The organism is Thermogemmatispora argillosa (assembly GCF_059696725.1).
In genome coordinates, this window is record NZ_AP019377.1 from 2,096,641 (window position 1) to 2,121,561 (window position 24,921).

The 24,921-nt window shown below is 61.0% G+C and carries 21 protein-coding genes and 3 tRNA genes; 6 read left to right on the top strand and 18 right to left on the bottom strand.

Features of this window, described 5'->3' with window-relative positions; all coding sequences use genetic code 11:
• Positions 1-346 precede the first annotated feature (346 nt).
• The 11 genes from AC6H1L_RS08155 to AC6H1L_RS08205 form a co-directional block, all read right to left on the bottom strand.
• Positions 347-420 (bottom strand) — tRNA-Val (locus tag AC6H1L_RS08155).
• An 86-nt stretch (positions 421-506) separates the two neighbouring features.
• A tRNA-Leu gene (locus tag AC6H1L_RS08160) sits at positions 507-588 on the bottom strand.
• 130 nt (positions 589-718) lie between these two features.
• Positions 719-800: transfer RNA gene (locus tag AC6H1L_RS08165), tRNA-Leu, on the bottom strand.
• A gap of 55 nt (positions 801-855) precedes the next feature.
• Positions 856-1,275, bottom strand: coding sequence for an FAS1-like dehydratase domain-containing protein (locus AC6H1L_RS08170; protein WP_497601024.1), 420 nt, complete (start codon positions 1,273-1,275; stop codon positions 856-858).
• Between the two features lie 136 nt (positions 1,276-1,411).
• Positions 1,412-3,022, bottom strand: a complete 1,611-nt coding sequence (locus AC6H1L_RS08175) for a sensor histidine kinase (protein ID WP_497601025.1) — start codon at positions 3,020-3,022, stop codon at positions 1,412-1,414.
• The gene (locus tag AC6H1L_RS08180) at positions 3,019-3,774 is read right to left on the bottom strand and encodes a response regulator (protein ID WP_497601026.1); all 756 of its coding nucleotides are present in this window, start codon (positions 3,772-3,774) and stop codon (positions 3,019-3,021) included. The genes AC6H1L_RS08175 and AC6H1L_RS08180 overlap by 4 nt, the downstream gene beginning before the upstream one ends.
• A 476-nt stretch (positions 3,775-4,250) precedes the next feature.
• Positions 4,251-4,859 carry an NUDIX hydrolase gene (locus AC6H1L_RS08185; RefSeq protein WP_497601027.1) on the bottom strand — a complete coding sequence of 203 codons (609 nt, stop codon included), beginning with the start codon at positions 4,857-4,859 and terminating at the stop codon, positions 4,251-4,253.
• Entirely contained in the window at positions 4,856-5,719 is an 864-nt protein-coding gene (locus AC6H1L_RS08190; RefSeq protein WP_497601028.1) for a hypothetical protein, read from the bottom strand. The genes AC6H1L_RS08185 and AC6H1L_RS08190 overlap by 4 nt, the downstream gene beginning before the upstream one ends.
• Before the next feature lie 92 nt (positions 5,720-5,811).
• Positions 5,812-7,422 carry a benzoate-CoA ligase family protein gene (locus AC6H1L_RS08195; RefSeq protein ID WP_497601525.1) on the bottom strand — a complete coding sequence of 537 codons (1,611 nt, stop codon included), beginning with the start codon at positions 7,420-7,422 and terminating at the stop codon, positions 5,812-5,814.
• Between the two features lie 644 nt (positions 7,423-8,066).
• The gene (locus AC6H1L_RS08200; RefSeq protein ID WP_497601029.1) at positions 8,067-8,816 is read right to left on the bottom strand and encodes a TlyA family RNA methyltransferase; all 750 of its coding nucleotides are present in this window, start codon (positions 8,814-8,816) and stop codon (positions 8,067-8,069) included.
• Between the two features lie 31 nt (positions 8,817-8,847).
• Positions 8,848-9,918, bottom strand: a complete 1,071-nt coding sequence (locus AC6H1L_RS08205; protein ID WP_497601030.1) for an ROK family protein — start codon at positions 9,916-9,918, stop codon at positions 8,848-8,850.
• A 476-nt stretch (positions 9,919-10,394) separates the two neighbouring features.
• On the opposite strand from AC6H1L_RS08205, the gene AC6H1L_RS08210 reads away from it, so the two are divergent.
• The gene (locus AC6H1L_RS08210) at positions 10,395-12,041 is read left to right on the top strand and encodes a molybdopterin-dependent oxidoreductase (protein WP_497601031.1); all 1,647 of its coding nucleotides are present in this window, start codon (positions 10,395-10,397) and stop codon (positions 12,039-12,041) included.
• 13 nt (positions 12,042-12,054) lie between these two features.
• Here AC6H1L_RS08210 and AC6H1L_RS08215 read toward each other — a convergent pair whose 3' ends face one another.
• The 5 genes from AC6H1L_RS08215 to sdhC all read right to left on the bottom strand — a co-directional run bounded on the left by AC6H1L_RS08215 (position 12,055) and on the right by sdhC (position 17,130).
• A complete protein-coding gene (locus tag AC6H1L_RS08215) occupies positions 12,055-12,981 on the bottom strand; it encodes an alpha/beta fold hydrolase (protein WP_497601032.1) in 927 nt (308 codons plus the stop codon).
• Positions 12,982-13,314: 333 nt separating this feature from the next.
• Entirely contained in the window at positions 13,315-14,022 is a 708-nt protein-coding gene (locus AC6H1L_RS08220) for a succinate dehydrogenase iron-sulfur subunit (protein WP_497601033.1), read from the bottom strand.
• Between the two features lie 45 nt (positions 14,023-14,067).
• Complete coding sequence (sdhA, locus tag AC6H1L_RS08225) at positions 14,068-15,804, bottom strand: succinate dehydrogenase flavoprotein subunit (protein WP_497601034.1); 1,737 nt, start codon at positions 15,802-15,804, stop codon at positions 14,068-14,070.
• Between the two features lie 13 nt (positions 15,805-15,817).
• Positions 15,818-16,237: a succinate dehydrogenase, hydrophobic membrane anchor protein gene (gene sdhD / locus AC6H1L_RS08230; protein ID WP_497601035.1), complete on the bottom strand. Its 420-nt coding sequence runs from the start codon at positions 16,235-16,237 to the stop codon at positions 15,818-15,820.
• A gap of 512 nt (positions 16,238-16,749) precedes the next feature.
• Positions 16,750-17,130 (bottom strand): succinate dehydrogenase, cytochrome b556 subunit, encoded by a 381-nt coding sequence (sdhC, locus tag AC6H1L_RS08235; RefSeq protein WP_497601036.1) that lies wholly within the window; start codon positions 17,128-17,130, stop codon positions 16,750-16,752.
• An 850-nt stretch (positions 17,131-17,980) separates the two neighbouring features.
• On the opposite strand from sdhC, the gene AC6H1L_RS08240 reads away from it, so the two are divergent.
• The 4 genes from AC6H1L_RS08240 (at position 17,981) to AC6H1L_RS08255 (ending at position 21,344) form a co-directional block, all read left to right on the top strand.
• Positions 17,981-18,553, top strand: coding sequence for an RNA polymerase sigma factor (locus AC6H1L_RS08240; protein WP_497601037.1), 573 nt, complete (start codon positions 17,981-17,983; stop codon positions 18,551-18,553).
• Between the two features lie 57 nt (positions 18,554-18,610).
• Positions 18,611-19,570, top strand: coding sequence for a Rieske 2Fe-2S domain-containing protein (locus AC6H1L_RS08245; protein WP_497601038.1), 960 nt, complete (start codon positions 18,611-18,613; stop codon positions 19,568-19,570).
• Between the two features lie 9 nt (positions 19,571-19,579).
• Positions 19,580-20,011 (top strand): FixH family protein, encoded by a 432-nt coding sequence (locus AC6H1L_RS08250; protein WP_497601039.1) that lies wholly within the window; start codon positions 19,580-19,582, stop codon positions 20,009-20,011.
• Positions 20,012-20,234: 223 nt separating this feature from the next.
• A complete protein-coding gene (locus tag AC6H1L_RS08255) occupies positions 20,235-21,344 on the top strand; it encodes a LolA family protein (RefSeq protein ID WP_497601040.1) in 1,110 nt (369 codons plus the stop codon).
• Between the two features lie 47 nt (positions 21,345-21,391).
• Here the strand turns inward: AC6H1L_RS08255 and AC6H1L_RS08260 are convergent, their stop codons facing one another.
• Positions 21,392-22,405 (bottom strand): TRM11 family methyltransferase, encoded by a 1,014-nt coding sequence (locus tag AC6H1L_RS08260; protein ID WP_497601041.1) that lies wholly within the window; start codon positions 22,403-22,405, stop codon positions 21,392-21,394.
• Between the two features lie 208 nt (positions 22,406-22,613).
• On the opposite strand from AC6H1L_RS08260, the gene AC6H1L_RS08265 reads away from it, so the two are divergent.
• Positions 22,614-24,179, top strand: coding sequence for an NAD(P)H-hydrate dehydratase (locus AC6H1L_RS08265; protein ID WP_497601042.1), 1,566 nt, complete (start codon positions 22,614-22,616; stop codon positions 24,177-24,179).
• A gap of 156 nt (positions 24,180-24,335) precedes the next feature.
• On the opposite strand, the gene AC6H1L_RS08270 is transcribed toward AC6H1L_RS08265, so the two are convergent.
• Entirely contained in the window at positions 24,336-24,806 is a 471-nt protein-coding gene (locus AC6H1L_RS08270; protein ID WP_497601043.1) for an NUDIX domain-containing protein, read from the bottom strand.
• Positions 24,807-24,921: the final 115 nt, after the last annotated feature.

A 24,921-nucleotide genomic window follows, 5' to 3' on the forward strand; every position in this document is an offset into this window, starting at 1 on the left:
AACTGACAGTCTCGGATGCGACTTCGCTCACCTGCGCAGCTATGATGAATGATAGCGCCTGCTTCCTCACCTGACAATGTAGCACGCTAACAGCTCTGCGCGCCCTGATGGTACGTCACGCTTGCTTGTCTGGTTCGCCGCTGGCGGAGGAGCCTCCGCCGCAGGTGAGCAGGGCGCTCCTGAAGCCGGAGCAACCAGAAAGGCAAGGAGCGATTTTCGGGTTCGGGGAACACTGGTCCATAGGTCATAGCCGGGGGCAGGCAGGCAAGGCCAGAGCCGGTCTATCCAACCTATGAAGAAAAAGAGGAGATAGAGAGAAAGGAAGGAGAGGCGGAACAAAGAGGAATGGGCGACAAGGGACTCGAACCCCTGACCTACTGCGTGTAAAGCAGCCGCTCTACCCAACTGAGCTAGTCGCCCACGTGATCAGGACTCGCGAAGCGAGCCAGGAAAGCGGAAGAGGCGGCTACCTGCACCGGTCCGCCTCTTCCCCACCATACGAGCGGTGCCCTCGAGTGGACTCGAACCACCACGCCCTTACGGGCACAGGCCCTCAACCTGCTGCGTATACCATTCCGCCACGAGGGCATCGTGATCATTTCTGTTGTAGCCAGTAGAAAAAGAGAAAGGAAGAGGAGAGAAGAGCGCTCTGCACCGCTGGCGAGCGAGCCATTCACTCATGTCGCTCGCCACGCGGGTGCAAGCCTGATCGAAGAGGTGCCCTCGAGTGGACTCGAACCACCACGCCCTTACGGGCACAGGCCCTCAACCTGCTGCGTATACCATTCCGCCACGAGGGCATCTCTCATAGATTCCGCATTGTATTGTATACTGACCCCTGAGATTTGTCAACGGTTAGCCTTGCTTTTTAGCACGTACAATCAGTGTTCCCTGTGCCGTAAAGATGAGCTGATCGTTGGCATCACGCCCTTCGGTCTCCAAGATCACAAAGGTCATAGGGCCGGAGCGCCCCGTACGCTCACGCACATCGGCCACCCGAGCCACGCAGGTCACCTTTTCCCCGATGCGCAGGCGTCGCTGGTAGCTATAGCTCTGCTCGCCATGCAGCAGTTGCATCTGCGCAGGATCAATCTGCAGCTCCGGGGGACGGACGCGAAAGGTCGTTGGGAAAGTAGGGGGCGCATAGACAAGCGGAGTGTGGCGCTCCAGCGCGGGATCGCCTGTCGCCTCCATAAAGCGCCGTACTGCCTCCTCTGTGACTTCAAAGGTCTGGGGGGCCGAAGCCTTGCCAATCAAGCTTTGATCGATCGCCATGAATAAGGCGCTCCTTTCTGCCTGATGTGCAGCGCTAACGCTGGTTGACCGCCGTTCCACTGCCTTCGGCGCGGCCTGTCGCGTCAGGTTAGGCTCCGACTGCCCTGCCAGGCCGCGCCGAATCCTGGTGGCTCTTTTATGTATTATATCCTCGTGTTGGGGGAAGCAAGCGTTCACTTGGATCGCTGCGCCCACGTCCCGAGTGTGGTCCCGAGGGCTTGCCCTGCTCCTCTTGACCAGTGGCCAGCGGCAGAGTAAAGCGGATGCAAGTTCCCTTGCCAGGCGTACTCTCCGCGGCCACCGTACCGCCGTGGGCCGTCACGATGGCCTTGACAATCGTCAGGCCCAAGCCGCTCCCGCCACGTCCTCCGCTGCGCGCTCGATCGGCGCGGTAGAAGCGTTCAAAAATGTGGGGGAGATCGATCGGATCGATGCCCACACCTGTATCGCGAATCCAGACCTCCAGCATGCGCCCCAGGCGCCGAGCCCCCACCGTGATTGTGCCACCGGGGGGCGTGTGACGACGCGCATTATCGATCAGGTTAAGCAGGACCTGGGTGATGCGATCGCTATCGGCCAGAACCGGCGGGGTGCGTGGGTCGATCGTATTTTGCAGGGTAATACCGGCCTGAGTGCATTCAGGCTCGATGACTGCCAGCGTTTCATCGACCAGGACCGCCAGATCGAGCGGCGCAAGGTCGAGTCGGGCCCGGCCCGACTCCAGCAGGGTCATATGCTGAATATCGGCGACCAGACGGCGCAGACGCTGGACCTCGCGCGCGATGAGTTGTGCTGTTTCCTTGCGCGCGGCTGGCTCCTGGATAACCTCATCGGCCAGAGCCTCGCTGAAGCCCTGAATGGCCGTGAGGGGGGTCGCCAGATCGTGAGCGATATTGGCTATCATATCGCGCCGAATCTGGTCCTGCCGGCGTAGCTCTGCTACATCGGCCTCAATGCGGTCGGCCATCGCATTGAAGGTCTGGGCCAGGCGCCCTAGCTCGTCTTGCGCTGGAGGTGGGTCAACCCGTTGCGAGTAGTCGCCCTCCTTCATGCGCTCTACGGCGGCGGTCAACGACTCCAGCGGACGGGTCAGGCTGCGCGCTAGCAGCAGGCTAAAGATGATTACTGCTACGCTGATCAGCAGGCCGGCCAGGAGGATGGCTTGTGTTACATTGCTGAGAAAGCGCTGCGGCGACGCTTCAGGCTCGGCTATGAGCAATGCCCCGATGAGCTGATGATTGCTGTTATTCTGCTCGTAGAGCGGGACGCTAACATAGAGTCCCTTGAAGCCTCCGCTTTCTAGATGACCGTCGACCTCGTTGCCCTGCAGGGCCTGCGCCGCCGTTTGTGCGATGGCCGCATCGGCACAGAATTGTGCATCAAAGCCGCTGGGGGGATTGCAGAGGAGCTGATGGCCATTTTGGTCGACAATCACTAGCAGTGCGGGCACGGGAAAGCGCAGTGAAAATGGACCCCAGTGCCCACCAAGCTGGTAGGTGTAGAAGTCCTCGACACCGCGAGCATAAGTCTGGGCGGCATCTTGTAGCTGCCGAATCTGGGCCGTGTAGTAGTAGTTGTAAACGGCGGCTATGACAGCGATGGCGAGCACAATAATCGCCCCCAGGGCCACCGCCAGGTAGCTGAGCACCAGCTTGCTGCGTAGACTCAACGACGGGAGCCTATTAGCCGCGTGTTCGGGTTGGAAGGCAGGAGGCACTTGAGAGGAACTGGTCGCCGGTTCACTCATGCGGGCGCCTCTGGCTCAAATTTGTAGCCAACCCCCCAGACGGTCTTGATGTTGCGCGGCGCCCCAGGCACCGCCTCGATCTTTTTGCGCAGCGTGCCAATGTGAACATCGACCGTGCGTCCGTCGCCCAGGTAGTCATAGCCCCAGACTTTGTTGAGCAAGACTTCGCGGGTAAAGACGCGCTCCGGCGAAGAGGCCAGGACAACCAGGAGATCAAACTCTTTGACCGTGAGGGCGACACGCTGCCCGTTGACCTCGACGCGCCGCGCCGGAATATTAATGACCAGTCCCGGGAAGCGCAACTCTTCTCGCTCGCGCTCGCCTCCCTGCCGGCTTTGTTCGCTGGCGCTTCCTTCGCTTCCGTTTCCTCCCGCGTTCCGATGGACGCCGGCCAGAGCAGTGCGCCGCAAGATGGCTCGCACTCGACTGACCACCTCACGCGGGCTGAACGGTTTGACCAGATAGTCATCGGCTCCCAGCTCTAGCCCGGCAATGCGATCCTCTTCTCCCTGCCGCGCCGTCAACATCAGAATGGGAGTGTCGGCCCAGGCTCGAATCCGACGACAGACCTCCATGCCGTCAAGGGCCGGCAGCATCAGGTCCAGAATTACTAGATCTGGCTTTTCTCGTGCGTGCAGCTCCAGCCCCGCCGCTCCATCCCCGGCAATGATTACCTCATATCCAGCCTGCTCCAGGTAGAGACGGATCAGTTGCGCAATGTTATTTTCATCTTCTATGATCAGGATCTTCATAACCCACCTGTCCTGTCCTGCTTTCCTGTTAACAGGTAGGAAGTATCCACTAAGTTATAGCATATAGAGCATAGCTCCAGACAGTGAGGAAATCTGCAATATTCTGTAAAGATTCTGTAAGGCAGCGCGCGCAAAGACAAGAGAAAATACTGAAGGGCGGGCGAGCTGGGATGCCTCCCCTAGTTTGCTCGCTGCTGCTTTGTGCAGCGGCGACCCCGTCTGTGGCCGCGGCCTCAAGCCAGCCAGGCCCGCCGGTAGATCAGGGGTGCTCGATCGCGGAAGGACCCCTCCAGCCAGCATTTTGGCGCCGGCGTCAACGCTAAAGCGCCAGAAGCTGAGGGAGGAAGAGGCTAACCATTGGCCAAGCGCCTGATCAGCCTGCAGCTTGCGGAGAGCCTGATCAGGTGGCTCAGAAAGACGAGCAAGCAGCTCGGTTCTCTCATCGAAAAGCTGTTTGTTTCTTCCTCCCAGCAGCGTTAGAAGGAAGCCCGCAGATATCCCAGACGTTCCAGAGCCATATAGGCGGCGGCGATCTGGCCCTGGACCGCGAACTGACCGCCATGAATCAGATCGAGCAGTTCACGCGGGGTTACGAGCAGATTCTCTATGACCTCGCGCGGATCTATCTTCTGTTCGCCCGTCTTGGTAACGTCGCGAGCCAGATACCACCAGATGCGCGTTTGGGCTCCTGTCGGATTGGCATACATCTGAGCCAGCAATTCAATCTTGTCAGGCGCGAGACTGTAGCCTGTCTCCTCCATCAGTTCGCGATGGGCAGTGAGCAGAGGATCGTCCTCATGAGGGTCTATGGCGCCAGCGGGGAACTCCAGCACCTCCAAGCCAATCCCATGTTTGTATTGGCGGTTGAGCAAGAAACGACCATCGGGGGTCAGGGGAACAATGCCCACCCAACCCCGATTTTCGATAATATAGTAGTCGGGAATAAGCGTGCCATCCGGCAGCAGTACCTCCTCACGCCGCACCTTGAGATAGGGCGTGTCCAGCACCCGCTCGGCGGCGCGTGTTACCCAGGGGCGCAGACGCGACTGCTCCTGCTGCCGGGTAGCCTGATGATCTGTGGTCATGCTCGTTCGCGCTCCCGTTGCTCCCGTTGTTGCTGTTGCCAGCGCGGCGCCCGCTTCTCCAGAAAGGCGCGCAAGCCCTCCTGCGCGTCCTCCGAGCGCGACACCTCACTGAGATAGAAGGCGTTGACACGTCGGAGCGCCTCCAGGCGCGCGCGGCCCACACGTAGCTGACGGGCGCCCTCATCTTCGTCCTCTGTGGGCAGTGGCAGGGAGAAGCTGCCAGGCTCTAACCAGGGCGACGCGGGCAGGCTCTCGGCGGGTGGAAGCCAGCGTAACGCCAGCCGCACAGCGGCCTTAGCCTGGCGTAAGGCGAGCGCGCTGCTCCGGCGCAAGAGGGTCAGCACCTCCTCCAGGCGTCTATCAAGCTGACGCGCCGGCGCACACCAGGTGGCCAGACCTAGCCGGACCGCCTGCTCACCTGGCAAGCGTTCGGCCCGACGTGTTGCAGTGGCGGCAGCGATCACAGTGGCCTCTCGCGCGATCAGCACCAGATCAGCGGCCTGAACCAGTACCGAGGCCTCCTCTGACACTGCCTCCCGCACTACGGCCAGCACTGGTTGCGGTACCGCCCGCACCAGCGCCGCCGCGCGTTCAGCCGCATTGCGCAGCTTTGCCGCTTCTCCTACGCCCGGTCGGCAACTTGTTCCCAGCAGTCCCCCCGCCGAGCCGACTTGCTCAGCTCGCTGCGAGAGAGCGCCAAAGTCGAGGATGACGCAGGTCAGACCGCTGCCCCCGTTCTGCAAGGCCGCACATGCGCTCGCCAGTTCATCCAGTAGCAGCGCGCACGGCTCGGCCGTTAACATCATGCGTACCGTCTGCGCTTCGGCTAGAATACGCAGCGCACGATAAGCCTGTTGCACTCTTCCCTCCGTGGCAGGTGAGGCGGGCCTCTTGCACCGGAGCGAGCAGGCTTGAACTGCCTCCGCTCTCCCGACTGGCGCTGCGCCCCAAGTCAGGAGAGAGGCGCGGTCTCGCCCGTCTCGCGTAGCTTAAAGCGCTGGATCTTGCCCGTTGCCGTCTTGGGCAGCTCCGAGACAAAGACCACCCAGCGAGGATATTTGAACGGTGCCAGACGGCCCTTAACAAAGTTCTGTAGCTCGCTGATCAGCGCCTCGGAAGCCTCATAGCCAGGCTTCAGCACTACGAAAGCCTTGGGCTTGACGAGCCGATCACTATCGTAGGCCCCGACTACCGCCGCTTCCAACACCGCCGGGTGCTCGATCAGGACATTCTCTACTTCGACCGGCGAAACCCACTGACCACTGACCTTGAGCATGTCGTCCGCACGCCCACAGTACCAATAGTAGCCCTCGTTATCTACATAATACTTGTCACCGGTATGAATCCAGTGGCCAGTAATGGTGTCTTTGGTCTTCTCATGCTTGTTCCAGTAGTAGGCGGCGATGCTATCCCCACGAATGAGCAGGTTGCCGATCTCGCCCGGACCCACCGGCTGGCCCTCTTCATCGACAATCTTCGCTTCATAGCCCGGCACGAGCTTGCCCGAGCTGCCCGGCTTGATGTCGCCAGGGCGGTTACTGATAAAGATGTGCAGGATCTCGGTGCTCCCAATGCCGTCAAGTATGGGAACCTTGAATTTCTCTTCCCAACGCCGCAGAATATCCGCCGGCAGGGACTCGCCCGCCGAGACGCAGACGCGCACCGACGAGAAATCAAAGCGCTTCTCAGCGTCAGGGACATTGAGCATGTTGGCGTAGAGGGTGGGCACGCCGTAAAAGATCGTCGGTCGATAGCGCTCGACCACCTTGAACATGTCTTCTGCCAGGGGCCGCCCAGGATAGAGCACCGTGCTGGCTCCAACGCCGAAGGGGAAATAGAGGGCATTGCCCAGTCCATACGCGAAGAAAAGCTTGGCTGCGGAGAAGGTAATATCATCTTTGGTGATGCCCAGAATCGGTTTGGCATAGCACTCCAGGCAGACGGTCATGTCGTGCTGAAGATGCACGCAGCCTTTAGGAAAACCTGTACTGCCTGAGCTATAGAGCCAGAAGGCGCTGTCATCTTTACTGGTGGGGGCAGGACTGAGCGAGGGCGAGGCTCGGGCGATCCAGCGCTCAAAATCGTGCAAGGTCACGCGCTGACGGCCTGCTAACAGCGTTGTTCCAGCGCTCTCCGGCTCCAGGCCAACAACGACTACATGTCGTAAAAAGCGTAGCTGGGATAGTACTTGCCGCACCGGCGGCCAGAGAGCGGCATGAATGAGCAGGACCTTCGCCCGGCTGTCGTTGAGCATGTAGACATAGTCTTCGGGGCGCAGCATTGTGTTCATGGGGATCGGCACCGCGCCCATCTTGATAGCTCCGAAGAAGGCGGCGGCAAACTGCGGGGAATCGAGCAGCAGGAGGGCCACACGCTGCTCCATCTCAACGCCGAGTTCTAGCAATCCATTGCCGACGCGGTTGGCCAGCTCGGCCACCTGCGCGTAGGTAAAGGTCTGATCTTCATAATAGATGGCTACCTTGCCACCACGCCCCTGCGCAAGATTCGCATCGAGAAAGGCGCTGGCCGCATTGAACTGGTCGGGCACGTTGACCGTTGGCATCTCCATAATAGTCCCTCTTTTCTCGCCTGCAGACGGCGCCTGGCTGCCCCCGGCTGACGCGTCTTTCTTCTCTTTCTTTCCTTTGAGCGGCCTTGCTCCTCGCTTCTCTGCCTGGCCTCTTCCCATCGATCGCAGCGCTGGCGCTGCTCTCTTCGCCGGCTCTTGAATCCAGGCTGTACCAACGCGCTCCTTTGCGCGCATGAGCCTGATCTGATGGCTTTGAGCTATTCGGCTGTAGTTCGTAATAGCGGGACAATGAAGGCCCGCCAGGATATCAGAGGGAGCAGGCTGGCGCGTCACTCCAGGGATGGTCTACCTCTACCTTGCTGTTATTGTACCAGATTGCGGCCCGACCTTCCCAGATGGTTTTGTCGGCTGCTCCTGCCTGCCTGCCAGGCAGACAGCCCCAACTGATGGCCTTCCTTCGCCTTGCAAGCCAGCTTACCCCTCTCTGTCGTTCTCGGCCCCTCGCTCTCCTGGCTCCCTCTCTCTCCCCTCAGACGGATCTTCTGCCGCGCCGAGGAAGAGAGCGACAAGCTGGTTTGCAGGCGAGAGCGAACGACGGGGCGCCGCTCCGTACGGGCCTTCCTTTGCCCCACATGTGATAGCGCGCACAGACTGGCTCTTGCTGCACGCACCGTCGCTTATGTCAGACTAAGATAGATTAAAAACTCTTTATTGCCTTCTCTGCCAGGAATAGGCGATTCGGTCATACCGCGCAGCCGGAGCGGGGTGTGATCAGGAATCCAGGCCGCCAGCTCGCGTAAGACGCGCTCATGGACGCGTGGATCGCGGATGATCCCCTCACCGCGGTCGGCCTCCTCTTTGCCTGCCTCAAATTGCGGCTTGACCAGCGCCACTACCCAGGCGCCAGGAGCCAGCAAGCGCGCTACCGACGGCAAGACGAGACGCAGAGAGATAAAGGAGACATCGATCGTGGCACATTGCGGGCGCTCTGGCAAGGTCTCCAGATAACGGATATTGACCCCTTCCATGACGACGACGCGCGCATCGCTACGGAGCTTCCAGGCGAGCTGTCCATGTCCGACATCGACAGCATAGACACGCGCCGCTCCCCGCTGTAATAAGCAATCGGTGAAGCCGCCAGTAGAGGCCCCGACGTCCAAAGCGACTAATCCCTGGGGATCAAGACCGAAGACATCAAGGGCCTTTTCAAGTTTCAGCCCGCCGCGGCTGACGTAGCGCAGTTCAGGCGCGTCCAGGTCGAGTCGGATGTCGGCATCGTCGGGCACCTGGGCACCGGGCTTCTCCAGGCGCCGTGCACCTACATAGACGCGCCCGGCCATGATCAAGGCCTGTGCCCGCTCACGGCTAGGCACCAGGCCACGCCGTACCATTGCTACGTCAAGACGCTCTTTCTTCTTCGTCGCCATGTTGAGCCTGACTGCTACTCCTCGTGTGGCATCAGCGATGATAGTAGATCAAGGTGCCAGCCCCAATTAGCCCGACATTGGGACCGAGCTGGGCCAGCTCGATGCTCACAATGGAGCGCGGGGCCTTCATGGCCCGCTCTTCTACCACGTCGAGGGCCGGCCCTAGAATCAGGTCGCCGAGCTGCATCACGCCGCCCCCCAGAATAATTTTACGCGGGTTGAAGACATGGATCACATTGACAAGGCCCACGCCCAGCCCCCGCGCCGCCTCGCTGATGATCTGCCGCGCCAGAGCGATGCCGGCCCGCGCCGCTTCGCCGACCGTACGCGCATTAACGCGCTCAATACTCTCTTTCTCGCTACCGGCGGGTAAGTGCAGTTGCCGAGCCGTCTGCTCGTCAAGCGAGCGTGCAAAAGCCAGCAACTCAGCCCCCTGGCCAGCCGCAATGGCCTCGTTGGCTCGCCGCGCAATAGCTGTGCCCGAGGCGATAGCTTCCAGACAGCCGATGTTGCCACAGTTGCAGCGGGGACCATGCAGATCGATGGTCATATGCCCCAGCTCGCCGGCGGTGCCACCTGCCCCCTCCAGGAGACGGCCCTTGCAGATGATGCCTCCACCAATACCCGTGCTGACAGTCATGTAGACCATGTCTTCACTCCCTCGTCCCGCTCCAAACATGTATTCTCCCAGAGCGGCGCAGTGCGCGTCGTTCTCGATCAGCACAGGAACCGGAAATTCTTTTTGCAGAATGTCGCGAATGGGGACGTTTTCCCACCCTGGGAGGTTGGGCGGCGAGTAGATGACGCCTGTCTTGCTGTTGAGCGGGCCAGGTGCACCTAAACCAATGCCGGCTACCTGCTCTAGCTCAACCCGCGCCTCGGTGAGCGCCTGGCGGATGGCATCACAGATGCGCGGGATCAGGCGCTCAGGGGTTGCATCTTCGCCGGTCAGCAGGCCCACGCGCGAAAGCAAGGTGGCCCCACGCAGCACCGCTACCCGTAGCTGCGTTCCTCCCAGATCAACGCCGACGGCCAGGGGGAGATGCGCAGTGTCTGTCGTCGCTGCTGTCGTCGTAGCTGTGATCACTTGGTCTTCTGGCATATGTCTCGGCTTCCTCGCAGATGGTCTTGTACTATGTGTGTCCCTTCTTCCGGGACGCAGAGAGGGGCGACTGATACTTGTGTGCGCTCCTGCTCCTCCAACCAGCCAGCGAGCGGGACGCACGCTACACCCCAGGTGCGGCTTGGAGAGGCAGGGGAAGCGCTATTCGGCATAGATGATACTCCATTTGCAGGCAAGCAACAAGTGACCGTTCTCCCGAGCTTGCTTCTCCTCTGTGCCTGCTGACCGGCCCCCGCCGCCCGCGCTAGAGGCCAGGCTCTTTTTGAGCTTGTTAATGGCGCCTGGCCTGAGCGTGTAGCATTGATGATGCGGCCTGCCTTACAATAAGGCCTGGGACCATCAAGATGGCGCGTTGGTGATCTATTGCTGGGGCTGCTGCTTTTTCGCCTTTTTGTGTTGTGCGTTGTGCGCCCCTCACCTTATGCTCGCGCCTAGAAAGGGCTGTTGCTTTGAGAATGGCTGCGCCTGAGACTTCATCGCCTACCCCGTCTTCGGCTCGCGAAACCTTTCTCGTTGGGTGCGGCGCCGGTCTGCTGGCCGGGCTGGCCTCCTCGGGCTGTATGCTCCTGTTGAATGTTTTTGCCCACGGCGTGTCTCTGCCGGAGCAGGTCGGGGCCACCATTACGGCCCTGATGCCCCTATCCCTTTTTCAGTTTCTGCAGCAATTGATCGGCGACGAGGCGAAGCGCTATCTACTGGTCTGCGTGCTGCTCGGGCAGTGTCTGGTCTTCGCCGTGAGCGGCGGTTTGTACTTGCTGGTTCGCCGGCGCGGGCAGGTGCAGCCAGGGCGCGAACATGGTCCGCACCTTGGCGATGGCCTGGTGTTGGCGGCGCTGCTCTGGCTCTTTGCCGGTCTGGTGGTGCTGCCTCTGACGGGTGCCGGCCTCTTTGGGGCTTCGCTCAGCATCGGCTGGCTCAATAGCATGTGGAGCCTGGCCGCAAGCGGCCTGGTCTTTGCGCTGCTTTTCTCACCAGCTTACCACTGGCTGGCCGCCAGCAGCATCCGCGAGGAGCCGCGCCGCGCAGAGGTGCGCGAGCGGCGTCAGACGCTGCTGCGCCGTGGCCTGATTCTGGGCGGGGTGGGCTTGCTGGCAGCCTTCGCCTTCCGCTTCATTACGCAGGGCGCCCGCGCCCCAATCGTCACCTTGCGCGGCTTCAAGAGCCGCATTGTTCCCCCACCGCAGCCCAATTACGGTTCCCTGGTGCCCGTGCCCCATCTATCTCCCGAGATCACGCCGAACGATCAATATTACGTGGTCTCTAAGAACTTATTGGCTGATCCGGTTGTGAACGGCGAAAGCTGGCGCCTGAACATCGGCGGCAAGGTTGAGCAGCCCTACACGCTCACTTATGCCGAGCTACTGGCGCTGCCTATGCGGCGTCAATACGAGTCGATGATGTGCATCAGCAACGAGGTCGGCGGTCCCTATATGAGTAACGCTCTCTGGGAGGGTGTCCCCCTGGCCGATCTTCTCCAGCGCGCGCGCCCCCAGGCGGGGGCCACGAAAGTGGTTTTCTACTGCGCCGACGACTACAGCGATAGCATCCACCTCGCCAAGGCTCTGGAGCCGACTACGCTGCTCGCCGTGCGCATGAACGGCGTCACGCTGCCGGAACGGCATGGCTTTCCCGTGCGTTTGCTGGTTCCCGGTATCTATGGCATGAAGCATGCCAAGTGGATTACGCGCATCGAGGTCGTTAACTACGACTACCAGGGCTACTGGCAGCAGCGTGGCTGGAGCGACGAGGCCCAGATTCGCATGACCACGCGCATCGATACCCCTTTGGATGGCAGTCATCTTCAGGCCGGCAGCCTGACCTATATTGCCGGCGTGGCCTTTTCCGGGGATCGCGGCATCAGCGAGGTCGATGTCAGCTTCGATCTGGGAGAGAGCTGGCAGCGCGCCACACTCAAGCGCCCTCTATCAAATCTCACCTGGGTGCTGTGGGAACTGCCCTGGCGCGTGCCGACCCGGCCTGGCAGCTATACCATCACGGCGCGCGCTATCGATTTGCAGGGCAATGTTCAAGATCCACACCCGGCGCCGCCCTTGCCCGCTGGAGCTTCGGGCTACCATACGATTAGCGTCAGCGTCTCTTGAGCCGCCTCCCACCTCATGTCTGCCCGCCGCTCTCTGTCTGTCCGCGCAGGAATTCCAGGAGCAGCCGATTGACCTGCTCGGGCTGTTCCTGCTGCACCCAGTGCCCACTTTCAGGTAGATAGACAATCCGTAGCTGTTCGACGTACGACTCCAGGCCGCGGGTCAGCTCAACGCTCAGGGCAATATCCTGCAGGCCCCAAATCAGCAGCGTTGGCGCCTGGATGCGATGAAAATGAAGCGCCTGACGCCGCCAGAGCGCCCGGGGCAGGTCGCGTACAAACTGTCGATAGTAGGCCAGAGCCGCCGGAAGGGCACCGGGCTTGGACATGGCGGCCTGGTAGTGGGCCGTCACGGACCGCGGAAAAGCCTCTTTCTGGACGGCGCTCCCGCGCAGCATTCTGCCGATCTCAGTGGCGCCGTTGCGGCTCAGGACATACTCCGGCAGCCAGGGGAGCTGGAAAGCAAAAATATACCAGCTCATGCGGAGCTGCTTGAGGGAGCGCAGTTCGCGCAGCATGGCCGCCGGATGGGGGGCGTTCATAATCACCAGGCGCTCCACCAGCTCGGGATAGCGCATGGCCACCTGCCAGGCGATGACCCCACCCCAGTCATGGCCCACGACAATGGCCCGTTCGTAGCCCAGGGCCACAATCAGGGCCGCTACATCGCGCGCCAGGGTGCGCAGGTCGTAGCCCCGGCGCGGCTTCTCGCTCTCGTTGTAGCCGCGCAGGTCGGGCGCCACTACGCAGTAGCCGGCCTCTGCCAGCACAGGGATCTGATGGCGCCAGGAGTACCAGAACTCAGGGAAACCATGTAGCAGGAGCACCAGCGGGCCGTGACCCTGAGTCACATAGTGGAAGCGAATACCGTTGGCCTCAATAAAGCGGTGTTCCCAGGAGGCCCGTGCATCTTCTTCCATGTCGATCATCGCCGAGGACATAGCGTTAGCCTCCTCGCCAGCGCGTTTCACTGGCAATTCTTTCAAGCGTCGGACCTGTAGAGCAGAGCAGAGCAAGCAGCCCAGAAACCGGCGCCTCAACTTGCGGCTACAACAGCGCGGCCCAGCCAGCCCAGCCCGGGAGCAAGTGCCGAGCCTGATGGGCTGGGCGCTGGGCCGCTATGCAGATTGCCTGTTCGCGCCGTCAGTGTTACCCGACCAGGTCACTGAGCAGCTTAACCGACCCCTACGGGGCGGTACAGGACAGCAGACAAGCCGGGAAGCAAGTAGCCGATTGCTATCGCTGGCCTTCACCAGGCAAGCTCCGTCAGCCACTCAGTCAATATTGCGATCGCCGTAGACGATGGCGCGCTTCACCTGCTCGATCAGATCGGTCACAGGGATGCCACGCGGGCAGGCGTCGGAGCAATTGAAGATCGTCCGGCAACGCCAGACGCCGTTACGCTGGCTAAGGATCGCCAGGCGCTCAGCCGTACCCTGATCGCGGCTATCGAAGATAAAGCGGTGGGCGTTGACGATGGCCGCCGGCCCAACCCAGTCGGGATTACCCCAGATCGAGGGGCACGAGCCAGTACAGGCCCCACATAGAATACACTTCGTCCCTTCGTCGTAGCGAGCGCGCTCCTCGGGACTCTGCAGGCGCTCGGTCCCCGGCTCATTATCATAGGTGATCAGATACGGCTTGATCGACTCGTACTTGCGGAAGAAGGGGTCCATATCGACCACCAGGTCTTTGATCACCGGGAAGCCAAGCATCGGCTCAACCGTCACCTTCTCGCCCACGTCGCGGATCAGCACCTTGCAGGCCAGGCGATTGCGCCCATTGATGCGCATGGCATCCGAGCCACAAACGCCATGCGCGCAGGAGCGGCGAAAGGTCAAGGTGCCGTCGATTGTCCACTTGATCGTATTGAGCGCGTCCAGCAAGCGGTCAACGGGGCTGGCCTCGACCGTATACTCAGCCCAGTAGGGCTTCGCATCCTTATCGGGATCGAAGCGCTTAATGCGCAGGGTAACTTTCATAGCACCTCACCTGTCTTAGAGCGTCTTCCCAGAGCTGGGACGCGCCTAGTATTTGCGTTCCTTGGGCTTAAAGATCGGGTCATCGATCAGAATAACATCCTTATAATCGAGGCGAGCATCGCAGGCGCCATCGCCCTTATAGATCAAGGTATGCTTGAGCCAGTTCACATCGTCGCGCTCAGGATAATCAAGGCGATAGTGGGCGCCGCGGCTCTCCTTGCGAGCGAGAGCGCCGTGAACGGTGGCGGCCGCGCACTCCAGCAGGAAGCCCAGCTCAATGGCCTCGACTAGCTCGGTGTTGAAGGTCTTCCCTTTGTCCTGAAGCTGGACCTTCTTATACGCCTCTTGCAGGCCAGCGATGGTCTCCATCGCATGCTGCAGGCCTTTCTCATGGCGCTCGACAAAGACATTCTCCAGCATCTCGCCCTGCAGCTCATTGCGGATGCGCGCCGCAGACTCGCCGCCCTTGGAGGTCAGCAGATGGTCAACCAGCTCGCGAGCAAAATCCTCATGATGGGGCGGCAGAGGAACATGATCGTTCTCGGTGATGAACTTGGCCATGTGCTTGCCAGCGCGGCGCCCGAAGACGATCAGATCGACCAGCGAATTGGTGCCCAGGCGATTGGCGCCGTGCACCGAGACACAGGCTACCTCGCCAGCAGCGTAGAAGCCCGGCAGCGGCGTCCACTTGGAATCGATCACTACGCGCCCATCGTTATCGGTCGGGATGCCGCCCATCGCATAGTGAGCCGTCGGCTGAATGGGGACCGGCTCGCGGATCGGCTCCACGCCCAGATAATTGCGCGCAAACTCCGTGATATCCGGCAGCTTTTCCGTAATGACCTTCTCGCCGAGATGGCGCAGATCGAGATAGACATAATCTTCGCCGTTGACGCCGCGCCCCTCCTTGATCTCTTTGATAATGCAGCGTGAGACAATATCGCGCGGCGCCAGGTCCTTGAGCGTGGGCATGTAGCGCTCCATAAAGTACTCGCCCTTGCCATTGAGCAGACGCGCCCCCTCGCCACGCGCCCCCTCGCTGAGCAGCACTCCCACCTTGTAGAGGCCCGTCGGATGGAACTGATACATCTCCATGTCTTCCAGGGGGATGCCGCGGCGATAGGCGATCGCCATGCCATCGCCCATGCAGGCAAAGGCATTGCTGGTCACACGCCAGGCACGCCCATAGCCGCCGGTAGCAAAGAGCACGGCCTTGGCGTGGAAGGTATGGATCTCGCCCGTGCGGATCTCCAGCGCCACTACGCCGCAGGCACGCCCTTCGTTGATCAGCAAATCGAGGGCCAGAAACTCATTAAAGAAGCGTACCTGATTCTTGATGGCGTTCTGGTACATGGTCTGGAGCAGCATATGCCCGGTGCGGTCGGCGGCGTAACATGAGCGGCGTACCGGCGCTTCGCCATAGTTGCGCGTATGGCCGCCAAAGCGGCGCTGATCGATGCGCCCGTCCGGCGTGCGGTTAAACGGCAGTCCTCGATGCTCCAGCTCGTAGATCGCGTCGATCGCATCACGGGCCAGGATCTCCGCCGCCGGCTGATCGACCAGATAGTCGCCGCCCTTGATGGTATCATACATATGCCACTTCCAGTGGTCTTCCTCTAGATTGCCCAGCGCCGCCGCAACCCCTCCCTGGGCCGCGCCCGTATGGGAGCGGGTGGGGTAGACCTTCGAGAGGACGGCCACGCTGGCGTTGGGCAACTGCATCGCTGCCATCAGCCCGGCGCCGCCAGCGCCGACGATGACGACATCAAATTTCTGGTACATACTATTCCCCTCTCTAGTGGGTCACACAGGAAGCGCCTTGCAAACTACCCGGCACAGGCTGGAAAGTCACAATCGTAATCGTTCCCAGCAGGAAGAAAGCCAGCGTTGCCAGCCCTACCAGCGAGACCAGGAATAGGCGCCAGCCACGACTACGCACATAGTCATCGATCACAACACGCAGGCCATTCATGCCATGCAAGAGCGCCAGCGTCAGCAGCAGCCAGTCATAGAGGCGCCAGTAGGGATTTTGATAGCGATGGGCCACAAACTGATAGCTGGTGCAGGCGACATCGGTCGTGACGTGCATGAGGATCAGATGGATGATCGCCAGAAAAATAAGTGCTATCCCGGAGACACGGAAGAAGTACCAGGAAAAGGTCTCAAAGCCACCACCCGTGGGACGCGGGCCATAGCCACTGGAAACACGTAACATAGTTGCAGCACTCCTCTTCACGAGAGCAAGATCGATCGTCGTCTCATCGCAGGCAGGCGCGACGTTGCGCTACAGGAATAGACTGGTCAGCAAGCCCTTGCCTCTGCCACCCTGCTCCCGCCTTCTTCTCTCCCTCCCTTTGGCCCCTTTTCAGGCGCCTCTCACGCGTTCCCTTCCCTTAGCTCAGCGCCGAGCAGAGTTGCTCGCTTGCTCGCTCACTGACCTTCCTTGAGTATCAGGGACCGACCTGGCCATCGCCGCGCTTATGCAGGAAGTCCGCGGGGAGCCAAACTGCTGCCTGGGGTTGGCGATCATCTCTCTCACCAGTTGGCTTATTCGTTTCAGGGCATTTGCTCACAAGTCTGGCTTCGTTAGCGGGCAAAGCAGGACAAAGCAGGGCCAAGCAGACCAACCGGATCAGGCAGGTCATCAGGCGACAGGCGTAAGCCGGGCCTGCAGATACCTGCCCGGTTCAGGAGCTTCCTTTCCGGAGGGCGCCTCTTCCACCTCTCTCACATTGGCGGCGCCACAGCGGAGGTTCCCGGCTGAAAAATGGGAGCCACTACGAAGTAGGCCATCGGCAGGAAGCAGAGTATAGTGAGGACCATTACTACGGCAAACATGATCCCCTGATAGCGCGCGCCCCGCGGCCAGAAATCAATCAAAATAATGCGCACGCCGTTAAAGGCGTGATAGAGCACGGAGGCGATCAGGCCAAGCGAGATTACGCGCACGATGCCGGTACTAAAGAGGGCGATGCCTTCGTTATATATATCCGGCCCAAAGGAGAGCAACCCGATATCGACGATGTGCACAAGCAGGAAGAGAAGAACCGCCAGTCCTGTCACGCGATGCAGCAGCCAGGACCACATTCCAGATTGTCCTTTATACATGCCGCTCCTCGATTCTCAGGCGGAGGCGGGGGAGAGCAAGCGCTGCACGGCGGGCTGAGAGATCAGGCAGCCGTTGCGTTGGGTTAGAAGCTGAGGCCATGTCTTCCCTCCCCCGTTCACCTTCTTGTGCGCATTGTGCCCCTGGCCATCCCTGGCCCGCGCTTCATCACCCCTCACCTTCAAGATGTTTCACAACGGCTTGTTGCTTGTGCATCGGAAGGCCATCCAGGATAACCTCTACGACTGCAGCCGCCCACCGCTCCCGCCTGTGATGTAGTCGTAATGTTGTGATAGTGCTCGCTTGCGTTGATAGCGCTGAACGAGACGAGCTGCTCAGCAGTGAGTTAGACAGCCAGGGTGTATCATCTCGCTATCTGCTCGCCTGTCTGCTTGTCTGCCAGGCACTCCCCGGTCGACCCGGAGAGCGCGCTCAGGAGGATTAGTCGCGCATCCCTGGCGCTTCGGTGGCCCGGCCTGCCAGTCAGCCGATGAGCCTCCCAGGCCAGCCGTCTCTTGCTGCTTCCGGCTTTCGCCTGGTTGCCTCTCCCCCATGACGCGCTTCCCTTCGCGCTGCAGTGCTCCCCGTGGCGCACCCTTCTGGATGCGCCAACGCTCCTGTTGCATTGCCTATTATACTGCAGTTGCCATCATGGCGCAAACCTGGCGCGCCTCCGCCCTCTCGTCGGTCCCCCGCTTGCTCGCTCCACCAGCTAGAGCTATGCCCCCCCTTCGTCCATTCTTACTGTAACCTGCCGACGTAATAGGTGATAGCTCTCTAAGATTCACAGTAACTAGCAGCGGTAAAGATCCGGGCCTCGGCCTGTGCGCAGGCAGGGCGAGGAGGGCCAGTGTGAATATTGCACGCCAGAGCGAACAGGAGCGAATTCTTGCAACAGGACAGGATGCCGTGGATGTGCAAGCATTTCAACGCTTCTATGAGGAAAATCTCCATCTGATCTATCGCTATATCTATAGCAAGGTTGGCAATCGTGAAGAAGCCGAGGACTTGACTTCGCAAATCTTCATGAAGGCTGTACGTATGCTGAGTCGGGAGCGCGGCACCGACCAGACTAGCTGGCAACGCTGGCTCTTTCAGGTGGCCAGGACAACGCTGGCCGACTATTGGCGCAGCCATTATCGCCTGCCTCTTGATTCTTTGGAGGAGCTGCTTGATGCCGGCTGGCAGGGGCCAAGTGAAGAGATCTCGCTCTCCTGTCCCGATGAGCGACCTGCCGAGCGCGTCCAGCGTATCCTGCAGGCCCTTCCCGCCCATTACCGAGAAGTATTAATTTGTCGCTTTATCTTGAATCTCTCGATTAAGGAGACCGCCCTCCGCATGGGGTTGAGCGAGGCTAATGTGAAGGTTCTCCAATTCCGGGCGCTTAAGCGCGCCGCGGCATTAGAGAGCGTTGTGACAGGCTGATGCGTTGAGCACGGAGGTATTCGCTGAAGGTAACGGACCGGAAGGGAGGCGAGGTTTATGCCCGAGGGAGACCAGGAACGCTTTGAGGACTATCTAGAGCTAGAGCGCTATCTTGCAGCGTTGCAGGAGGATCGCAGGCCACCGCTGTCCGCGCAACTAACGCCGGCTCAGGCGCGGCTCTATCGTCTGGCCGCGCTCTTGCGCGCGTCAGCTCCTGGCGTTGCGGAACCCCGCCCGGAGTTTGTCGCAGAGTTGCGCGCGCTGCTGGAGCGTGAATTAGCTACGCCGGCGGAAGACGACCATACTCCAGAGGAGCCATCAGAGCAGCGTGAGACTTCGTCTTCTTCTGGGCAGTCGCCGGGCCTGACTGCTCCTGCTGCTTCCGTGGCCGCTGCGCCTTCGCCATCTGGGGAGCGGCACCCACGTGTCTCACGTCGCCTTTTGCTAGCCGGCAGCGCGGTCGCTGCTGCCTCCCTCGTGGCTGGTGCTGGCCTTGATCGTGCTCTGCAGCAGGCCGGTAGCGGGGCCCATGAGGCCGTTCATCAGGCCTCTACCCCGCCCGTAGGGACGCATCCAAGCGCTCCTGCGTCTTATCCTGCCCTGATCGGCGCTGATGTGCCTTCGCGCTGGCACTTTGTGGCTGAGGTCTCTGCTCTCGGAGATCGTCCCGTGCGCTTCGTCACCGAGACGATCGCTGGCTATGTGATCCGTCAGGCGCGCGGCCCGAGCCGCTACGGGGCTGAGGCCTGGTCGGAGACTGGGAATGAGACGACAGCTTCGGAAGAGGAGATCATCGCCTTTTCGGCAGCTTGTACCCATATGGGTTGCCTGGTGGAATGGCAGGAAAGCGATGGCAAGTTCCATTGTCCCTGCCACGGCGGCGTCTTTACCGCCAGCGGGGCGGCAGACCCGAGCGCCGGGCATCTGCGTTATCTGGCTCCCCTGCCTCGGCTTGACACTCGTATCGAGGATGGTAAGATCTATGTGAGGATTCCAGCTAGCCGAACATCTTCTTGAAGGCATAGTATGAGGCGCAATCTGCTGGTTATCGTGCTTGGTCTGCTCTTTCTGGCGCTTCTGACCTGGTTAGGGGGACTGGTGGCAACGCTGACCCCGGCTTCACCAGCTTCAGAGCAACGGCAAGCGCAGGCCGGTCCTTATGAGGTGACCCTCCAACTGAGCCCAGACCCACCGCTCAGCACCCAACCAGCAATCATCGTTTTGCGGATCACTGAGGTCGCCAGCGGTGTGCTCGTCAGCGATGCGCACGTTCAGGTAGAGGGAACGATGCCGGAGATGAATATGGGGCTGCCCCCCGTCTCGGCTAGCCCCGGCAGCGATGGTCTCTATCGCGCCCGCCTTCAGCTCGCTATGAGCGGCCTCTGGCAACTGCGTGTCACTATTGAGCGCAGTGCTCAACCATCCGAGAGCCTCCTTTTCCAGTTCGTTGCTCACTGAGCCGTTCGCTACCCGCTCGTCTGGCCTGCCCATCGGCTTCGTGTTCTCTCCTTCCTATCTGCTTGCCCCCCGGATACTAGCGGCGTAGAATAGGGAGGCATCTGGCGATGCTACTCTCTCAAATACTCAAATGTCTTGCAATGTGTGTCTCTATGCAAAGATGTTCCATCCTGCAACGGAGAGACCCTCTATGTCTACCTTCCTTCAAAGATGCCGCGACTCTATGCCTCTTCTGCTTATGCTGCTGCTCTTGCTCGCCGGCTGCAACCCGGGACAGTCTCAGCAGCCGCAGGCGGCTGGTGCTAGTGGCGCCAGTGCTCAACATTTGTTACAGCAGAGCGAACAGCAACTGACGACCGCACGGACGCTGCACGCAGTGGTGACTATCCAGATCGATGGCGAAACCTATCAGGGAACATTAACAAGCGAGGTCTGGAAAGCTGCTCCGGCCAGGAGCCGCAGCCAGATTCTGCGTTCGACGCTGAGCGAGTTTCCCGCCGGCGAGCTGACGATTAGCAACGGAGAGCAGCTCTGGATCTATAATCCTGCCCGCCACATTGTCTACACCGGAAGCGTTGCCAGCCAGAGCACTCAGGGCGGGTCAGCGCTTTTCGGGAGCAGCTCCAGCCCGGCCAATCAGTTGACGCTCAACCTGATTGATCCTATCTTTAGCCAGAGTCGGGCCACCGTGACCTCGCAAGCGGTTACGGTTGACGGGCATCGCGCTACGGTCGTGCATGTCACCTCTCAGCAGCCCGCTACCTCCGGCCCGGACTACAGCGGCGATGTTTATCTGGACTACAGCAGTCACCTGCCTCTTAAGCTGGTGCTGAATCTGCAGGGATTTGCTCAGGTGACCCTGGAGCTGCCAACACTTGAGCTGAATCGCCCTCTGGCCGACAGCCTCTTCACTTTCAGGCCACCAGCTAATGTGCAGGTGGCCTCGCTGCTGCAAGCCAGCGCTACCCCGACGAGCGGTACGCTGACCCTTGGTCAGGCAGAGCAGCTAGCTGGCTACCATTTGCTGAGCATCCCGACCTCCCAGAGCGCTTACCAGCTTGAAGGCGTCGATGTGCTCACTACCGCCAGCGGACAGGTCTTTGTGCTTCACTATCTCAAAGGCGATCAGAGTTTTTCGATTCTCGAAGGCAAGGCCCTGGCCGCTGAGCCGTTGCCCAGCGGTACGACGCTGACGCTGCGCGGCACGACAGCGACCTACTCAACGAGTAGCGATAACCCTACCCTGGCCTGGAAAGAGCAGGGTCTAGGTATTCGTGTCAGCGGCGATCTCGATGAGCAGGAGGCCATCGCTGTGGCTAACCTGCTCACCTGAGCTGAGCTGAGCAGCGTTGAAGGCAGGTGATGAGCGCCTGGCCGGTTTCAGCTTTTGACGGCGACCAGCAGGTCGCGCTTTTTGATGACGCGATCCACCGTATGCGTGAACTGCGTGTACGGTGGATCGTTGCGCGTCTGTAGACCACTATAGCGCTCGACGAGGGCGCAGATGTCGGCGCGCGCGAGACGCGTGGCGTTCCAGGCCAGGGCCAGCGTTCCCCCGGGCAGGAGCAGCTCCACCCAGGCCGGAAGGGCTTGCCGCAGAAGCTCGCCGATTTCGCCTAGATGCTGAATGCCATAGGGAAGATCGCCGACAATGGCGTGCACGCGGGGTCCCCCGGGCAGCTCGCGCAGATGGAGCGGAGCCTCGCGGCTGTCACCATGCACCAGAACCAGTCGGCGCGCCTCGCCGCTCTTGCCCGCTGGCTCGATCTCAAACTGGTAGCGTTTGCCGCTGCGACGGCGCTCGCAGACTTCCTTGAAGGTGATCCCCTCTCCGCTGAGGTACTGACGCAAGAAGACCGCCGTTGTTTCGACATCCTGGCGTTTTTGCTCTATGCCGAAGGCGTCATAGCCGGCGGCCAGCGCGACGAAGAGGGTTGTTCCTCCGCCGGCCAGAGGGTCAAGAATGCGCAGGCGCTCGCGACTGGTCGCGTAGGCGCCGGCAAAGATCGCTACGTTCAAGAGGACGCGTGTAAAGATCTCATTGGTCTTGCCCTTGTAGCGGCGCACCTCGGCGATCTCTGGCGAGATGAACGGCTGCCAGGGTAGCGCCAGCGGCCGTAGAAAGGGTCCCTCGACGCCCCCCACCTCGGCAAAGTATTCGTAGACCTCGCTAATGGTTCCCAGGTGGGCCAGAAGACGTAAACATTCTTCGCGCCCGATCCGTTCCTCCTCAACGTTTACCAGCAGATAGCTCTGTCCGCCGAGGGCGGCGCGCCGCAGCTCGCTAATGGCCGGGCCGAGGGGACTGGCAGACAGCTCTGGCTCGGCCAGGGCCTCGACCATGTTGGTGTACTGGTTGCTGCGCTGGGGCCTGATCTTGAGTGCCAGTTTCATAGCGTGGAGTATAGCAGGTTGCGTCGCCTTTGTCCTGTCCCTTTTCGTATTCGTAAGGAGATTCCCACTGCTCACGCCTGGGACATCTCACAGTAGAGAGCCGGGCGCTCGCTGGTCAGGGGTCAGGCCGTGACGCTTTCTCAAGCAACCGTGACAGGGAGAGCCTTGCCATGTAGAATAAAGAACAGAAAGCAGGGAGAGGAGAACCATGCATATTGTTGACGTCGCCCGCATGCGCGAACTGGAGATGCGGGCCGATAAAGAGTACGGGCTGAATACCACCATCCTGATGGAGAATGCCGGTCGCAGTGCTGCCGAGCTGCTGGCTCGCTATATCCGCGAGCGGCAGCAGCGCTCGCTGAATGAGTGCGAGCTTCTCTTTCTCATTGGCCCTGGGAACAATGGGGGCGATGGCCAGGTCATGGCCCGCCACCTGGCAGCAGAGGGAGCGCGCATCAATCTTTACCGCTGGAAGGAGCGACAGCTCATATGCGAGGGCCGCGAGATCCCAGCAGAGCGGCTCGAAGAGGAGCTGAACGCCGTATTACAGCGCGTTGGCTATGTCATCGATGCCCTACTGGGTACCGGGCGCTCGCGTCCTTTGCCCGACGATATGCGCGCCCTGCTGGCGCGCGTTGATGAGGAGCGGGCCCGTCGCCCCAGTGAGCTGCTCGTCGTAGCTATCGACCTGCCAACAGGCGTCAACGCCGATACCGGCGAAGTTGACCCCGGCAGCATCCGCGCCGATCTGACAATTACCCTGGCCTGTCCTAAACAGGGCTTCTTTTTCTTCCCCGCTCGTGCCTATCTTGGCGAGCTGTTCGTTGGGAGCATCGGCCTGCCCGAAGCCTTGGAGCGCGATCTCAGCGATGAGATGCTCGATGCCTCACTGGCGCGCCGATTGCTGCCGCCACGTCCTCTGGAAAGCAACAAAGGCACCTTTGGGCGGGTCATGCTCTTCTGCGGTTCTCCCCCATACCCCGGTTCGGCCTACCTGGCTGGCAGTGCCGTGCTGCGCGTCGGCGCCGGCCTGGTCACTCTGGCCGTCACACCTGATCTGCTGCCCATCTACGCCTCCTCGCTGCATGAGGCTACCTATGTCCTCCTACCTTCTGGAGAGCCGGGCGAGCAGCTTGGCCAGGCGCAAGCCCAGGCGCTCTTAGAGCACTTGAGCGGTTATCGTGCCTTGCTGATCGGCCCGGGTCTTGGCCGGACCCCGACCATGCGCACCGCTATTCTGACCCTGCTCGATGGTCTGCGCGCTCGGCCCGAGGGTGAGCGCCCGGCCCTGGTGATCGATGCCGACGGCCTCAACAATCTGGTCGAGGTCGAGGAATGGTGGCGGCGGCTCCCGCCAGGCACCGTTATCACGCCGCATCCCGGCGAAATGAGCCGCCTCCTCGGCGGCACGAAGGTTTCCGGGGGCGGCATTGACCGTCTGCAGGTGGCGCGCCATTGTGCCCGCGACTGGAACCTTATCCTTGTTCTTAAGGGGGCCTGCACGCTGGTTAGCGAACCAGGGGGGCGGCTGCGCATCAACTGGGAAAGCAATCCAGCCCTCGCAAGCGCCGGCACAGGTGATGTGCTGGCCGGCATGATCGCCGGCTATCTGGCCCAAGGTCTTCCTCCCTTTGATGCCGCCAGCCTGGCCGTCTACTTACATGTGGCCGCCTCGAAGCTGGTCAGTCAGCGCTGCGGCGACGCTGGTCTGCTGGCCTCAGATCTCCTTCCTCAGATTCCCGCAGCTCGCCTGGCCCTGCTCCAGCCCACCTGAGCGGGGCCGCAGCGATCGACCGCTCCCAGCGATCTCGCGCTCCGGCTCGCCAGCGCAGGACCTCTCGGCAGGCAGCGGGCGGAGTGAGCAGGGAAGAGAGGCCCTCAGTGGCGCGCCGGCGTCACGCCGACGCATGGTCTCTCAGCCCTATTCCCCTCAGATCTCGCTCTCGCCGCGCTGCGCCGCTTCGTAGGCTTCCTTGAGCAGGGGGACCGTCTCGTAACGCTCCAGCTCTGTCGGAGAGATCCAGCGCATGGTGACCGCTTCCCAATCGGTTTGAATGGCCTCGGGGGTCAGGACCTCGAAGAGAAACGGGTGGATGAACCAGTGCCGGCCCAGCTCCTGATCGCGATACTCGACGACGGCCCCGCGCTTGAGCAGACGCACCTGCTGCGGCTCCAGACCGGTCTCTTCGCGGATCTCCGTGTAGGCTTGTTGCTCAGGGCTAGCCCCCGGCTCGATAAAGCCGCTGATGCCGGCCCACCGTCCCTGATAGCTCCCCACCCGCGGGCTGCGCTGGACGATCAGAAGCTGAGGCCCCCCAGGCCGATCGAAGCGCAGGAGGAAACTGGTGACGACTGGCGTCGGGCGCAGGGGAGGAGCGGACTCCGCTGGTTGGTGTGTCATGATGCGACTCCCGTAGAAATTGATTGCAGGAAACTAGAAAAGGCAGCGAACCTGCTAGAGAAACAATCGATCTTCTCAATTGAGCGTTCTTGACAGCTCCTCGACGCTCTTATAT